15 protein-coding genes are annotated in these 14687 nt (G+C 71.7%); 6 read left to right on the top strand and 9 right to left on the bottom strand.

Annotated features, from left to right (window positions below):
* Positions 1-183: 183 nt before the first annotated feature.
* The 3 genes from ACFWBY_RS28040 to nth form a co-directional block, all read right to left on the bottom strand.
* Entirely contained in the window at positions 184-1386 is a 1203-nt protein-coding gene (locus ACFWBY_RS28040) for a MarP family serine protease (protein ID WP_385330997.1), read from the bottom strand.
* A gap of 13 nt (positions 1387-1399) precedes the next feature.
* The gene (locus ACFWBY_RS28035) at positions 1400-2266 is read right to left on the bottom strand and encodes an NUDIX hydrolase (protein WP_385330994.1); all 867 of its coding nucleotides are present in this window, start codon (positions 2264-2266) and stop codon (positions 1400-1402) included.
* Between the two features lie 77 nt (positions 2267-2343).
* Positions 2344-3150, bottom strand: a complete 807-nt coding sequence (gene nth / locus ACFWBY_RS28030) for an endonuclease III (RefSeq protein ID WP_385330991.1) — start codon at positions 3148-3150, stop codon at positions 2344-2346.
* Positions 3151-3547: 397 nt separating this feature from the next.
* Here nth and ACFWBY_RS28025 point away from each other — a divergent pair, with 397 nt between their 5' ends.
* Together ACFWBY_RS28025 and ACFWBY_RS28020 are read left to right on the top strand one after the other, a co-directional pair.
* Entirely contained in the window at positions 3548-4222 is a 675-nt protein-coding gene (locus ACFWBY_RS28025) for a Crp/Fnr family transcriptional regulator (RefSeq protein WP_385330988.1), read from the top strand.
* 142 nt (positions 4223-4364) lie between these two features.
* Complete coding sequence (locus ACFWBY_RS28020) at positions 4365-5174, top strand: nucleotidyltransferase domain-containing protein (RefSeq protein WP_385330985.1); 810 nt, start codon at positions 4365-4367, stop codon at positions 5172-5174.
* 10 nt (positions 5175-5184) lie between these two features.
* Here ACFWBY_RS28020 and ACFWBY_RS28015 read toward each other — a convergent pair whose 3' ends face one another.
* From ACFWBY_RS28015 to ACFWBY_RS28000, 4 genes are all read right to left on the bottom strand, one after another.
* Positions 5185-6030 (bottom strand): MBL fold metallo-hydrolase, encoded by an 846-nt coding sequence (locus ACFWBY_RS28015; RefSeq protein WP_385330982.1) that lies wholly within the window; start codon positions 6028-6030, stop codon positions 5185-5187.
* Positions 6027-6956: an NUDIX hydrolase gene (locus ACFWBY_RS28010; RefSeq protein WP_385330979.1), complete on the bottom strand. Its 930-nt coding sequence runs from the start codon at positions 6954-6956 to the stop codon at positions 6027-6029. Before ACFWBY_RS28010 ends, ACFWBY_RS28015 begins: the two co-directional genes overlap by 4 nt.
* A 142-nt stretch (positions 6957-7098) precedes the next feature.
* Positions 7099-7569 (bottom strand): RidA family protein, encoded by a 471-nt coding sequence (locus tag ACFWBY_RS28005; protein ID WP_385330977.1) that lies wholly within the window; start codon positions 7567-7569, stop codon positions 7099-7101.
* Positions 7566-7730 (bottom strand): DUF4177 domain-containing protein, encoded by a 165-nt coding sequence (locus ACFWBY_RS28000; RefSeq protein WP_107089134.1) that lies wholly within the window; start codon positions 7728-7730, stop codon positions 7566-7568. Before ACFWBY_RS28000 ends, ACFWBY_RS28005 begins: the two co-directional genes overlap by 4 nt.
* A gap of 76 nt (positions 7731-7806) precedes the next feature.
* On the opposite strand from ACFWBY_RS28000, the gene ACFWBY_RS27995 reads away from it, so the two are divergent.
* Both ACFWBY_RS27995 and ACFWBY_RS27990 read left to right on the top strand, forming a co-directional pair.
* The gene (locus ACFWBY_RS27995; RefSeq protein ID WP_385330974.1) at positions 7807-8787 is read left to right on the top strand and encodes an ArsA family ATPase; all 981 of its coding nucleotides are present in this window, start codon (positions 7807-7809) and stop codon (positions 8785-8787) included.
* Complete coding sequence (locus ACFWBY_RS27990; RefSeq protein ID WP_385330971.1) at positions 8784-10010, top strand: ArsA family ATPase; 1227 nt, start codon at positions 8784-8786, stop codon at positions 10008-10010. Before ACFWBY_RS27995 ends, ACFWBY_RS27990 begins: the two co-directional genes overlap by 4 nt.
* A 57-nt stretch (positions 10011-10067) precedes the next feature.
* Here ACFWBY_RS27990 and ACFWBY_RS27985 read toward each other — a convergent pair whose 3' ends face one another.
* Positions 10068-10418, bottom strand: a complete 351-nt coding sequence (locus ACFWBY_RS27985; RefSeq protein WP_385331324.1) for a WhiB family transcriptional regulator — start codon at positions 10416-10418, stop codon at positions 10068-10070.
* 386 nt (positions 10419-10804) lie between these two features.
* Between ACFWBY_RS27985 and ACFWBY_RS27980 the strand changes: the two genes are divergently transcribed.
* Positions 10805-13078: a transglycosylase domain-containing protein gene (locus ACFWBY_RS27980; RefSeq protein ID WP_385330968.1), complete on the top strand. Its 2274-nt coding sequence runs from the start codon at positions 10805-10807 to the stop codon at positions 13076-13078.
* Between the two features lie 85 nt (positions 13079-13163).
* Here ACFWBY_RS27980 and ACFWBY_RS27975 read toward each other — a convergent pair whose 3' ends face one another.
* Entirely contained in the window at positions 13164-13625 is a 462-nt protein-coding gene (locus ACFWBY_RS27975; protein ID WP_385330966.1) for a GatB/YqeY domain-containing protein, read from the bottom strand.
* Between the two features lie 78 nt (positions 13626-13703).
* Here ACFWBY_RS27975 and ACFWBY_RS27970 point away from each other — a divergent pair, with 78 nt between their 5' ends.
* A complete protein-coding gene (locus tag ACFWBY_RS27970) occupies positions 13704-14642 on the top strand; it encodes a metallophosphoesterase (protein ID WP_385330964.1) in 939 nt (312 codons plus the stop codon).
* Positions 14643-14687 lie beyond the last annotated feature (45 nt).

The raw sequence follows: 14687 nt of genomic DNA, 5'->3' as shown, positions 1-14687 counted from the left end.
CTCCGACTCGGGATTCCGCACATCCTGCGCCGCCGGGCCCGCTGGGTGTCTGCGCGACTGCGGCACCAGCGCACGTAGACACCTCAGGGCCGGCAGGCGCCCGTGGAGCGGGGGCAGACACCCGGAGGGCCGGGCGGACCCCGGGAGCCCCGCGAACCGCCGCAGGGCCCCGTACGGGAGCCGTCAGAGGGCGCAGCCCTGACTCTCGACCCGCCGGTCGGCCGTCTTGCCGATCCTGATGTCGTCGCGGATCTCGTCCGCCGTCAGGGCGTAGCCGGTGTTGGGGTCGTCGAGGGACTTCGCGAAGACGACCCCGTACACCTTGCCCTCGGGCGTCAGCAGCGGGCCGCCGGAGTTGCCCTGGCGGACCGTCGCGTACAGGGAGTAGACGTCCCGGCGCACGGTCCCCCGGTGGTAGATGTCCGGGCCGTTGGCGTTGATCCGGCCCCGGACACGGGCCGCGCGGACGTCGTACGCGCCGTTCTCCGGGAAGCCGGCGACGATGGCGTCGCTGCCGCTGGTCGCGTCCTTGTCGCTGAACTCCAGGGCGGGCGCCCTCAGCTTGGGCACGTCCAGGACGGCGATGTCGCGCTCCCAGTCGTAGAGCACGACCTTGCCGTCGTAGACCCTGCCCTCGCCGCCGACCTGCACGGTCGGCTCGCCGACCCCGCCGACGACATGCGCGTTGGTCATCACCTTGCCCGGCGCGAAGACGAAGCCGGTGCCCTCCAGCACCTTGCTGCACGCGGGCGCGGTGCCGACGACCTTCACGATCGACTGCTTGGCACGCTCGGTCACGGGACTGCGCTCGAGCCCCGGATCGGGTGCCTTGACCTCGGTGATCGGCTCGTTGGAGAACGGGCTGAAAACCTGCGGGAAGCCGTTGCGGGCGAGGGTGGAACTGAAGTCCGAGAACCAGGTGTTCGCCTGCGCCGGGAGCACCCGCGACACGCCGAGGAGGACCTTGGAGTTGCGGACTTCCTTGCCCAGGGTGGGAAGTGACGTGCCGGCGAGAGCAGAACCGATCAGCCAGGCCACCAGCAGCATCGCGACCACGTTCACCAGGGCACCGCCCGTCGCGTCGAGCGCGCGGGCCGGGGACCAGGTGATGTGGCGGCGCAGCTTGCTGCCCAGATGGGTGGTCAGCGCCTGGCCGATCGAGGCGCAGATGATGATCGCGACGACGGCGATGACGACGACCGTGGTGGACACCTGGGTGCCGTTGTCGGTGACCCGGTCCCAGATCAGGGGCAGCAAGGACACGGCGACGAGGCCACCGCCGAGGAAGCCGATCACCGACAGGACGCCGACGACGAACCCCTGGCGGTAGCCGACGATCGCGAACCATACGGCGGCGAGCAGCAACAGGATGTCCAGCACGTTCACGTGTGCCACCGTCTCATGAGCGCCAGTCGAGCGGGACCTGGCGGGACCGGTCCCACGGCAGCTCCCAGCCCGCGAAGTGCAGGATCCGGTCGATCACTCCGGCGGTGAAACCCCAGACCAGGGCCGACTCGACGGTGAAGGCCGGACCCTGGAAGCCGCCGGGGTGGACCACGGTGACCCGGTGCTCGGGGTCCGTGAGATCGGCCACGGGAACCGTGAAGACGCGGGCGGTCTCGGCCGGGTCGACGACGCCGACCGGGCTGGGGGCGCGCCACCAGCCCAGCACCGGGGTCACGACGAACCCGCTGACCGGGATGTAGAGCCGGGGCAGCGCCCCGAAGAGCTGGACGCCGGCCGGGTCCAGGCCGGTCTCCTCCTCCGCCTCGCGCAGGGCGGCGCGCAGCGGGCCGGTGGTGTGCGGGTCGCCGTCCTCGGGGTCGAGGGCGCCGCCCGGGAAGGAGGGCTGGCCGGGATGGGAGCGCAGGGTCCCGGCGCGCTCGATGAGCAGCAGCTCGGGGCCGCGGGGGCCCTCGCCGAAGAGGATGAGCACGGCGGACTGGCGGCCACCGCCGTCCTCGGGCGGCAGGAACCGGCTGAGCTCGGTGGGGCGTACCGTCCGGGCCGCCTCGACGACGGGGTCCAGCCAGCCGGGCAGGCCCTGTACGCGGAGCTCGGTGCTGCCGGTGCTCCCGGCGCGCGGGGCACCGTACGGGCCGTGGCCCTCGTACGCCGCCGGGCCGGGACCCCCGCCCTGGACCGCGCCCCGGTCGGCGTCCCGGCCGTGGCCCTGGAGCCGGGCCGTGCCCCGGTGGTCGTCGTGGACGTGCTCCGGCGGCGCGTCCGCCTCGGCCACGCTCTCGTCCCGCGTTCCGCGCGTCATAGGCACCCCTGCTCCCAGTTGTCGCCGCCACCGGGACAACGCCGCCCCGGGCCGGATTCGTTCCTCCGCGGACCGCGTCAGGCCCTGTCCGCGCCCAGCGGCTGGGCCGGCAGGCCCGGGTAGTCCGGCGGCGGGCTCAGGCGCTGCCCCGGGCGGCCGCCCTTCTCGTACTTCAGCAGCTTGGCCGCCTTCTCCGGGTCGGTCTCGCCCTCCCCGTAGGACGGGCAGAGCGGGGCGATCGGGCAGGCGCCGCAGGCGGGCCTGCGCGAGTGGCAGATCCGTCGGCCGTGGAAGACCACGCGGTGCGAGAGCATCGTCCACTCGCTCTTGGGGAAGATCGCGCAGATCTCCGCCTCGACCTTCTCCGGGTCCTCCTGCTCGGTCCACTTCCAGCGCCGCACCAGCCGGCCGAAGTGGGTGTCGACCGTGATCCCTGGGACTCCGAACGCATTGCCGAGGACGACGTTCGCGGTCTTGCGGCCGACCCCGGGGAGCGTCACGAGGTCCTGGATCCGGCCCGGGACCTCGCCGCCGAAGTTGTCGCGCAGGGCCTGGGAGAGGCCGAGGAGGGCCTTCGACTTCGCCCGGAAGAACCCGGTCGGCCGGATGAGCTCCTCCAGCGCCTCGGGGGCGGCGGCGGCCATGTCCTCGGGCGTCGGGTAGGCGGCGAAGAGGGCCGGGGTCGTCTGGTTCACGCGCAGGTCGGTGGTCTGCGCGGACAGGACGGTGGCGACCAGGAGTTCGAAGGGGTTGCGGAAGTCGAGCTCCGGATGGGCGTACGGGTAGAGCTCCGCGAGCTCGCGGTTGATCCTGCGCGCCCGCCGCACCATCGCCAGACGGCTCTCCGGCTTCGTCCCGGCCTTCTTGACCTTGCTCTCTGCCATCCCCGAAGGCTACGCCGGACAGCCCGCCGCCCGTGGCCGGACGGGATCCCCGCCCCGGCGGGGTTTCTTGGCCGAAGCTTTGCCCGGAAGCGGGGGCGAAGGCTCCGGAGGGACCAAAGTCGCGGTATGTTCGCCCACGGCTGAATCTTTCGTCCCCATCACTCCTCCGCACCCCATGGACGGGGCCCCCACCGGCCTGTTGGACACCCGGTCGGTCCGGGGCCGAGCGCCGACACCCGCCCAGGACCTCAGGTAACACCACCCCGATCGGCCCCTCGCCGCACAGCACACCCGTACGTCCGGCATCCTTGTGATGAACGTGATTGATCGCACTGTTTGAGCCGTCCGGCAAAATGGGGGAGCGATCCCCTGGCCGGTCGACATAGGAGAGAGACTCGTGGACGACGTACTGCGGCGTGCCCCGCTCTTCGCGGCGCTCGATGACGAGCAGGCCGCGGAGCTCCGCGCCTCCATGGGCGAGGTGACCCTCGCGCGCGGTGACGCCCTGTTCCACGAGGGCGACCAAGGTGACCGGCTCTATGTCGTCACCGAGGGCAAGGTGAAGCTGCACCGCACCTCCCCCGACGGCCGCGAGAACATGCTGGCCGTCCTCGGCCCCGGCGAGCTGATCGGCGAGCTGTCGCTGTTCGACCCGGGCCCGCGCACCGCCACCGCGACCGCGCTGACCGAGGTCAAGCTGCTGGGCCTCGGCCACGGCGACCTCCAGCCCTGGCTGAACGCACGGCCCGAGGTGGCCACCGCGCTGCTGCGCGCCGTCGCCCGGCGCCTGCGCAAGACCAACGACCAGATGTCCGACCTGGTCTTCTCGGACGTACCGGGCCGTGTGGCCCGCGCCCTCCTCGACCTGTCGCGCCGCTTCGGCGTGCAGTCGGAGGAAGGCATCCACGTCGTGCACGACCTCACGCAGGAGGAGCTCGCGCAGCTCGTCGGAGCGTCGCGCGAGACCGTGAACAAGGCGCTGGCCGACTTCGCGGGCCGCGGCTGGCTCCGCCTGGAGGCGCGCGCGGTGATCCTGCTGGACGTGGAACGGCTGGCGAAGCGCTCGCGCTGACGCATACGGCTTCGTGAAGGGTCCTGCCCGTACCTCGGGCGGGGCCCTTTCGCGTGGCCCGCGTCCCCCCGAGGCGTCCGCCTCCGGGCCCGCTCGAAGGCCGCCCGGCCGGATCCGACCGGGCCTGGGGCACAGTGGACCCATGGAGCACAAAGGTCTGGACGCCTACGGGTGCTTCGAGCGCGAGGGGTCCCTCGGACAGGTGCGGGCGCAGTTCAAGGGGGTCGTCGCCGCCGCGCGCGAGCGGATCGGGGAGGCGTACGGACGGCGGCTGCACAGCGCCTACCTCTACGGTTCGGTGCCGCGCGGCACCGCCCGGCCCGGGCGGTCCGACCTGGACCTGCTGATCGCCCTGCAGCACGAGCCCGCGCACCAGGACCGCGACACCGCCGAGGTGCTGGCACGGGGTCTCGACGAGGACTTCGCGGAGATCGACGGGGTCGGCATCCTGCTGTACGGCAAGGACCGGCTGCTGAGCGAGCAGGAACGTTTCGACCTGGGCTGGTTCCTCGCCTGCCTGTGCACCCCGCTGCTCGGCGGCGACCTCGCCGAGCACCTGCCGCGCTACCGTCCGGACAGCCTGCTCGCCCGCGAGACCAACGGCGACCTGGCCGACCTGCTGCCCCGGATGCGGTCCAAGGTCGAGGACGCGGCCACGCCGCAGGAGTACCGCACGCTCTGCAGGAGCTTCTCGCGGCACCTCGTGCGGACCGGGTTCACCCTGGTCATGCCCCGGTGGGGCGGCTGGACCAGCGACCTCGTGGAGTCCGCGGAGGTCTTCGGGCGGTACTACCCCGAGCGTGCCGCCCAGATGCGGGCCGCGGCCGCCGCCGCGCTGGACCCGGTGGCGGACCCGGCCGTCCTGCGCGGATTCGTGGAGGACCTCGGGCCGTGGCTCGCCGACGAGTACGCGGCCCGGCACGGGACCAAGACGCCCCGGATCCCGGCCTGAGCCGTCCCGGCTACTCCGGGCGCCCCGGGATCAGCCCGTGGTCCCGCAGGTACTCGAGCTGCGCCCGTACGGACCACTCCGCGGCGGGCCACAGCGAGCGGTCCACATCCGCGTAGACGTGCGCGACGACGGCCTCGGGGGTGGTCAGACCGTTCTCGACGGCCGTCTCGATCTGCGCGAGGCGGTGCGCCCGGTGGGCGAGGTAGTACTCCACCGCGCCCTGCGCGTCGTCCAGGACCGGCCCGTGGCCCGGGAGCACCGTGCGGACCCCGTCGTCGACCGTCAGGGACCGCAGCCGGCGCAGGGAGTCCAGGTAGTCGCCCAGGCGCCCGTCGGGGTGCGCGACGACGGTGGTCCCGCGCCCCAGGATCGTGTCGCCGGTCAGGACCGCGCGGTCGGCGGGCAGGTGGAAGCAGAGCGAGTCGGCGGTGTGGCCGGGGGTCGGGACCACGCGCAGCTCCAGTCCGCCGGTGCGCACGACGTCCCCGGCGGCGAGGCCCTCGTCCCCGAGGCGCACGGCGGGGTCGAGTGCGCGCACCTTCGTACGGGTCAGCTCGGCGAAGCGGGCGGCGCCCTCCGCGTGGTCGGGGTGGCCGTGGGTGAGGAGGGTGAGCGCGACCCGTTGGCCGGCCTCCTCGGCCGCGGCGATGACCGCCCGCAGGTGTACGTCGTCCAGCGGGCCCGGGTCGATGACGACGGCCAGGTCGGAGCCGGGCTCGGAGACGAGCCAGGTGTTGGTCCCGTCGAGGGTCATCGCGGAGGCGTTCGGGGCCAGGATGTTCACGGCGCGGGCGGTCGCGCGTCCGGAGACGACCATTCCGCGGGGCTGGCCCGGCAGGGCTGCGGCGTCGGTCATGCGGGGGCTCCTCCGGGGCTCGCGAGGCGGACGCGCTTGGTGAACTCGTCGTGGCCCGGCCAGCTGAGCACCAGCTCTCCGTCCTCCATGGCGGCCCGGGCCAGGACCGGGGCCAGGTCTTGCCCGGAGGCGGCGGCGAGGGCCTCGGCGGCGCTCGCGTACGGCTCCAGGGAGCGCAGGGTGGTGATGGTGGGCGGCATCATCAGCAGCTCGCCCTTGTCGTAGCCGGCGGCTGCGTCGGCGGGCCGGATCCACACCGTGCGGTCAGCCTCGGTGGAGGCGTTGCGCGTGCGCTGGCCCTCCGGGAGGGCGGCGACGAAGAACCAGGTGTCGTAGCGGCGCGGCTCGAACTCCGGGGTGATCCAGCGGGCCCACGCGCCGAGGAGGTCGGAGCGCAGGACGAGGCCCCTGCGGTCGAGGAACTCGGCGAAGGAGAGCTCGCGGGCGACGAGGGCCGCGCGGGCGGCCTCCCATTCGTCGCCGGTGGTGTCGCCGACGACGGTGTCCGCGGATTCGCCGGCGAGCAGGACCCCGGCCTCCTCGAAGGTCTCGCGGACGGCTCCGCACACGATCGACTGGGCGGTGGCCGGGTCGGTACCCATCCGGTCGGCCCAGTCGCGGCGGCTCGGGCCGGCCCAGCCGATGCCGCGGTCCTCGTCGCGGGGGTCGACACCGCCGCCGGGGTACGCGTACGCGCCGCCGGCGAAGGCCATGGAGGCGCGCCGGCGGAGCATGTGGACGGTGGGGCCGGTGTCGCCTTCGCCGTCCCGCAGCAGCATGACGGTGGCGGCGCGCTTGGGCGGGACCGGGGTGAGGGCCCCGTCGGCGAGCGCGCGGATGCGGTCGGGCCACTCCGGCGGATACCACTGGCCTCCGGCGGGGGTGGCGGGGTCCTGCGACGGCTGGTGTTCCTGACCATTCGGCATGGCGGGATGCTACGGCCATCCGGCCCGATGTTCGAGGGCCACCCGCCGGGGGCCGCGACCGGGCCCGTGCGGAGGGCCGCGTCGTCACAGTGGTGCCCGGCCCCACTGTGACGGCGCGACCTCGGGACGTGCGGGGAACGTGTCAGGAAGGGAGCAGCTCTACCTGGATCTCGATCTCGACCGGCGCGTCCAGCGGGAGCACCATCACGCCGACCGCGCTGCGCGCGTGGACGCCGCGGTCGCCGAGGACCGCGCCCAGGAGCTCGCTCGCGCCGTTCAACACGCCCGGCTGGCCGGTGAAGTCGGGGGCCGAGGCGATGAAGCCGACGACCTTCACGACACGCGCGATCTTGTCGAGGTCGCCGACGACGGACTTCACCGCGGCCAGCGCGTTGAGCGCGCAGGTCGCGGCCAGCTCCTTGGCCTGCTCCGGCGAGACCTCGGCGCCGACCTTGCCGGTGACCGGCAGGCTGCCCTTGACCATCGGGAGCTGGCCCGCGGTGTACACGTACGCGCCCGACCGCACGGCCGGCTGGTACGTGGCCAGCGGCGGGACGACCTCGGGCAGCGTCAGCCCGAGCTCGGCCAGCTTCGCCTCGACGGCGCCGCTCATGCCGACTTCTCCCGCTTCAGGTACGCCACGAGCTGCTCGGGGTTGTTCGGCCCGGGTACGACCTGGACGAGCTCCCAGCCGTCTTCGCCCCAGGTGTCAAGGATCTGCTTGGTGGCGTGGACCAGCAGCGGGACGGTCGCGTATTCGAACTTCTTGGTCATGGAAGCGAGGGTAGTGCCTGCCGTGCGGCCCCCCGCCACCACCGCCGCCACCCCGGAGGAATTAGGCTCGTGCCCTGTGAGCAGGCTCCAGGTGGTCAGCGGCAAGGGCGGCACCGGCAAGACCACGGTCGCCGCCGCACTCGCGCTCGCCCTCGCGCGCGAGGGCAAGCGGACACTTCTGGTGGAGGTCGAGGGCAGGCAGGGCCTCGCGCAGCTCTTCGGCGCGGAGGCGCTCCCGTACGAGGAGCGGAAGATCGCCGTGGCTTCGGGCGGCGGCGAGGTGTTCGCGCTCGCCATCGACGCCGAGCGGGCGCTGCTCGACTACCTCCAGATGTTCTACAAGCTCGGCTCGGCCGGCCGGGCCCTCAAGAAGCTCGGCGCCATCGACTTCGCGACGACCATCGCGCCGGGGCTGCGGGACGTCCTGCTGACGGGCAAGGCCTGCGAGGCGGTGCGCCGCAAGGACAAGGCGGGCCGGTACGCCTACGACCACGTGATCATGGACGCTCCGCCGACCGGGCGGATCACCCGCTTCCTGAACGTCAACGACGAGGTGGCGGGCCTGGCCCGGTTCGGGCCCATCCACAACCAGGCACAGGCCGTCATGAAGGTCCTCAAGTCCCCCGAGACGGCCGTGCACCTGGTCACCCTGCTGGAGGAGATGCCCGTGCAGGAGACCGCGGACGGGATCGCCGAACTGCGGCAGGCGGGCCTGCCGGTGGGGCGGGTCGTGGTCAACATGGTCCGGCCGCACCACCTCGACGAGGACGCCCTGCGCGCCGCCGCCGGGGAGCACCGCTCCGACGTGGCCAAGGCGCTGTCCCGGGCCGGTCTCGGCGGTGCCCGGCGCGGCGGGCTGGCCGAGCGGCTGGTGGACCCGCTGCTCTCGCAGGCCGTGGAGCACGCGAGCCGCGTGGAGCTGGAGCGCGCCCAGCGGGCCGTGCTGGAGGAGTTGGGCGTTCCGGCGTACGAACTCCCCCTGCTCGGGGCGGGAATGGACCTGGCCGGGCTCTACGGGCTCGCCGCGGAGCTGCGCAAGCAGGTGGGCGAGGAATGAGCGAGGCCATGAACGCGAGCATGGGGGCGCCGCCGCGGCTGGCCGTGGACGGGCTGCTGGACGATCCGCGGACCAGGATCATCGTGTGCTGCGGGGCCGGCGGGGTCGGCAAGACCACGACGGCGGCGGCGCTCGGGGTGCGGGCGGCGGAGCGCGGGCGCAAGGTGGTCGTCCTGACCATCGACCCCGCGCGCAGGCTGGCGCAGTCGATGGGGATCGACTCGCTCGACAACACCCCGCGCAAGGTCTCCGGGGTGTCGGGCGACGGCGGCGAACTGCACGCCATGATGCTCGACATGAAGCGGACCTTCGACGAGATCGTCGAGGGCCACTCGGATCCCGAGCGGGCGCAGGCCATCCTCGCCAACCCCTTCTACCAGTCCCTGTCGGCCGGTTTCGCGGGCACGCAGGAGTACATGGCGATGGAGAAGCTGGGGCAGCTGCGCTCCAGGGACGACTGGGACCTGATCATCGTGGACACGCCCCCGAGCCGGTCCGCGCTGGACTTCCTGGACGCGCCGGGCCGCCTGGGCTCCTTCCTGGACGGGAAGTTCATCCGGGTGCTGATGGCTCCGGCGAAGGTGGGCGGCCGGGCGGGGATGAAGTTCCTCAATGTCGGCATGTCGATGATGACCGGCACGCTGAGCAAGCTGATGGGTGCCTCGCTGCTGAAGGACGTGCAGACCTTCGTGGCGGCCATGGACACCATGTTCGGCGGCTTCCGCACGCGCGCGGACGCGACCTTCCAGCTGCTACAGGCTCCCGGTACGGCCTTCCTCGTGGTGGCCGCGCCCGAGGCGGACGCCCTGCGCGAGGCGGCGTACTTCGTCGAGCGGCTGGCCGCGGAACGGATGCCGCTGGCCGGGCTCGTACTGAACCGGGTGCACGGCAGTGGCGCCGACCAGCTGTCCGCGGAGCGGGCGTTGGCGGCGGCAGAGAATCTTGAGGACGGCGGCATTGTCGATCAGGAGTCCGGGAATGCTGGACTTCATGACACGGACAGCGACGCCGACGTGGACGAGATCACGGCAGGACTGCTGCGCCTGCACGCGGAGCGCATGCAGGTGATCGCGCGCGAACAGCGCACGCGCGACCGCTTCACCTCGCTTCACCCCGAAGTGGCGGTGGCCGAGGTGGCCGCCCTGCCCGGCGACGTACACGACCTCGCCGGGCTGCGGGCCATCGGAGAGCGACTCGCGGCCGGGGTTCCGGCCGGAGCTTAGGCGTCCGTACGCGGCCCCCTGGCTGGGGGCGGCCGTACGCGGGACGGCTCGGGTGATCTACCCGGCCGCCGCGTAGCTCTCGTACGGAACGTCGATCTCCTCGTCGACATCCACGGTGAGGATGCCCGTACTGCGCTCGTACTCAGTGCGCGCGGTTTCGAGCAGTCGCCGCCACGAGGTGACGGTGGGACGCCGGCGCAGCAGCGCACGTCGTTCCCGCTCGGTCATTCCGCCCCACACTCCGAACTCGACACGATTGTCGAGCGCGTCGGCCAGGCATTCGGTCCGCACCGGACATCCGGTGCACACCGCCTTGGCCCTGTTCTGTGCCGCTCCTTGAACGAACAGTTCATCCGGATCGGTAGTGCGGCAGGCTGCCTGCGCACTCCAGTCGGTAACCCAGCCCATCCCGGCGCCGTCCTCTCCCGAATCGAGGCTCCCCCACGGCGGTAGCGGCATATTCACCGCTGCCAGTTGAGGACGTTACGGAAGGTGGGCACAGTGCAACACCCCCGACGGGCCCAATCTTGAATGGCCCGAACGGACTATGGGTAAGCGGCAGATCACCCGACGGAGTGATCCTGCGACATGCCCGACCATTCCGGCGATTCGGGTGAAATCGGCGGGGCAACCTGATCACGGAAGGCGAGATTCGGACATGCGTCCACCCCATTCGGGAAGGGTGAAAAACAAGCCGAGGGGTTGATGTCCCACCGCACTGCTGTGACAGTTGAGGACAGCTTAGGCCAAGGCATTCGCGCGTGTCCGGCGAATCAGAACGTAGGCTGCCCCCTATGGGAAAGAAGCGCTCGGGCGGCGGGCTCACGGGGCCACAGCAGGCCGCCAAGTTCCTCGGTGTGTCCGTTCTCGCCGGAGTTGTGCTCGCGGGCATCGCGATCCCGGGCGCGGGCGCCCTGGGTCTCGCGGCCAAGGGAACGGTCGAAGGGTTCGATGAGATCCCGGCCAATCTCAAGACGCCTCCACTGAGCCAGCGCACCACGATTCTGGACTCCGAGGGTGGCTTGATCGCCACGGTCTATTCACGTGACCGGCAGGTGGTCCCCCTCACGGCCATCTCCCCGTACATGCAGAAGGCGATCGTCGCGATCGAGGACTCTCGTTTCTACGAGCACGGCGCGGTCGACCTCAAGGGCATCCTGCGCGCGGTCAACCGCAACGCCCAGGAGGGCGGCGCGGCACAGGGCGCGTCGACGCTGACGCAGCAGTACGTCAAGAACGTCTTCGTCGAGGAAGCCGGAGACGACGAGACGAAGGTGCGCGAGGCCCAGGAGAAGAGCCTCGGGCGAAAGATCCGCGAGCTGAAGTACTCGATCCAGGTCGAGGAGGAGCTCGGGAAGAAGAAGATCCTCGAGAACTACCTCAACATCACCTACTTCGGCCAGCAGGCGTACGGAATCGAATCCGCCGCCCAGCGCTACTTCAGCAAGCCGGCCAAGGACCTGACCCTGGACGAGTCGGCGCTGCTGGCGGGCGTGGTGCAGTCGCCGAGCCGGTTCGACCCGGTGAACGACTCGCAGGAGGCGATGAAGCGCCGCAACGTCGTCCTCCAGCGGATGGCCGACACAAAGGACGTCTCGCAGGCCGAGGCCGACGCGGCGAAGGCGAAGCCGGTCCAGCTGAAGGTGACCAAGCCGAAGAACGGCTGCATCACCGCCGTCAAGGGCTCCGGCTTCTACTGCGACTACGTCCGCAACACGTTCCTCGACGACACCGCCTTCGGCAAGACCCGCGAGGAGCGGGCGAAGGTCTGGAACCAGGGCGGCCTGACGGTCCGCACGACCCTGGACCCGCAGTCGCAGGAATCGGTCAACGAGTCCATCAAGGACCACGTCGACCAGGACGACAAGGTCGCGACTGCCGTCACCCTCGTCCAGCCCGGCACCGGCCGGGTCCTCGCCATGGGGCAGTCCAAGCCGTACGGCTTCGGCAAGAACGAGACCCAGATCAACTTCTCGGTGGACAAGAAGATGGGCGGCTCGAACTTCGGCTTCCCGACCGGCTCCACCTTCAAGGCGTTCGTCGCGGCCTCCGCCATCGAGCGCGGTCTGCCGCCGACGAAGATGTACAACGCCCCCTACGACATGGACTATCCGAGCCCGGTGCAGACCTGCGGCGTCAAGCCCTGGGTCAACACGGCCAGGGACCGGGTGGAGAACGAGACCGAGTCCGAGGTCGGCCCGTACGGGATGAAGGAGGCGATGGCCAAGTCGGTCAACACCTACTTCGTGGAGATGATCTCCGAGATGGGCCTGTGCCCCGTCACCGAGATGACCACCAAGCTCGGCGTGATCCCGGCCAACGGCACCAAGCTCCCCGAGGTCCCGGCCATCGCGCTCGGCACCGAGGGCATGTCCCCGCTGACCATGGCCAACGCCTACGCCACCTTCGCCAACCGCGGCGTGTACTGCACCCCGGTCGCCATCGAGTCGATCACCGACTCGCACGGCAAGGCGCTGACGGTGCCGAAGTCCAAGTGCGACCGCGCGATGTCGGAGAAGACCGCCGACACCATCAACACGCTGCTGCTCGGCGTGGTCGACTCCGGTACGGGCCAGCAGGCGGGCCTGACCGACCGCCAGAGCGCGGGCAAGACCGGTACCACCGACAGCCGGTACAACGCCTGGTTCGTCGGTTACACCCCGAACATGTCCGGCGCGACCTGGGTCGGCTCCGGCGGCTCCAAGCAGGTGTCGATGGAGAACATCACCATCGGCGGCCGGTACTACGACAAGGTCTTCGGCGGCGGGCTGCCCGGCCCGATCTGGAAGCAGGCGGTCTCCGGCGCGCTCGCGGGCCGCGAGGCTCCCGGCTTCGCCACCGTGAACATCCCCGACACCCCGAGCCCCGCCGCGGGCGGCAGGCCCGCCGCCGGCAAGCCCAGCAAGCCCGGCAGGCCGGGCCGCGACGGCAAGCCCGGCGACGGGCAGCCGGGCGGCCAGCAGACCGCCGGGACCACGGGCGGAAACCCGGGCGGCACGGGCGGGACCGACGACCCGCTCGGCGGGATCGGCTTCCCGCCGGGAATCATCGGCGGCCGCGAGCGGTAGCCGCGCGGCAGCCCGCAGGCAGACAAAAGGGAGGGCCTCCACCGGATCCGGTGGAGGCCCTCCCTCATGCCCCGTGCGAGACGGTCTAGGACAGGTGCTTCTTGACCGCGGCGGCGACGCGCCCGCCCTCCGCCAGTCCGGCGACCTTCGGGTTGACGATCTTCATCACGGAGCCCATGGCCCGCGGTCCCTCGGCGCCCGCCGCCCTGGCCTCCTCGACGGCCTGCGCCACGATCGCGTCGAGCTCGTCGTCGCCGAGCTGCTTGGGGAGGTAGGTGTCGAGGAACTCACCCTCCTCGGTCTCGCGCGCGGCCTGCTCGGGACGGCCACCCTGCGCGAAGGCGTCGGCCGCCTCACGGCGCTTCTTCGCCTCCTTGGCGATCACCTTGAGGACTTCCTCGTCGGAGAGCACACGGGCTTCCTTGCCCGCGACCTCCTCCTTGGTGATGGCGGAGAGGGTCAGGCGCAGCGTGGATGAGTGCAGCTCGTTCCGTGCGCGGATGGCGGTGGTGAGGTCTTCCTGGAGCTTGGCCTTGAGCGTGGTCATGACCCGAGTCTGCCAGGTGCGGGGGCCCCGGCGCCCGTTCCTTTCCGGGTGGGCCCGCCGGTCTGCGAACATGAGGGCATGCGTGCGCGTTACGGAGTACCCCTGAAGGTCACCGCCGGGATCGCCGCGGCGGGGGCAGCCGGACTGGCCTACGCCGCCGGATTCGAGGCGCGGTCCTTCCGCCTGCGACGGGTCACCGTGCCGGTGCTCCCGCACGGGGCGCGCCCGCTGCGCGTCCTGCAGGTCTCGGACATCCACATGGTGGTCGGGCAGCGCAAGAAGCGCGCCTGGCTCCAGTCCCTGGCCGGGCTGCGCCCCGACCTCGTCGTGAACACGGGCGACAACCTGTCCGACACGGAGGGCGTGCCGGAGGTGCTCGACGCGCTCGGCCCGCTGATGTCCTTCCCCGGCGTGTACGTCTTCGGGTCGAACGACTACTACGGGCCCCGCCTGCGCAACCCCGGGCGCTACCTGATCGAGAAGACGCAGGGCCGGCACGGGCTGAACGGCAACGCGCCGGTCGTCGGCGCCGTCCACAACCCGTGGGAGGAGATGCGGGACGCCTTCGACGCGGCCGGTTGGCACAACCTCACCAACACCCGGGCCCGGCTCAAGCTCGACGGGCTGGAGCTGGCCTTCACCGGCCTGGACGACCCGCACATCAAGCGCGACCGCTACGAGCGGGTCGCGGGCGGGCCCGAGGCGGACGCGGACTTCTCGATGGCCGTGGTGCACGCCCCGTACCTGCGGGTCCTCGAGGCCTTCACCGCCGACCGGTACCCGCTGATCCTGGCCGGCCACACGCACGGCGGGCAGCTGTGCATCCCCTTCTACGGCGCCCTCGTCACCAACTGCGACCTGGACACCAAGCGGGTGAAGGGCCTCTCGACCCACGAGGCGGAAGGCCACCGCTCGTACCTCCACGTGTCGGCGGGCTGCGGCACCAACCGCTTCACCCCGGTGCGGTTCGCGTGCCCGCCCGAGGCGACACTGCTGACCCTGACCCCGAAGGCCTGACGGCGCGCGGGCCGGCGCCGTCCTGGACTTGCCGCCGCCCCGCGC

The organism is Streptomyces sp. NPDC060049, assembly GCF_042736715.1.
Taxonomy (GTDB): Bacteria; Actinomycetota; Actinomycetes; order Streptomycetales; family Streptomycetaceae; genus Streptomyces.
Note: the sequence above shows the minus strand (reverse complement) of the source record. Positions and strands in the feature narration are given on the sequence as shown.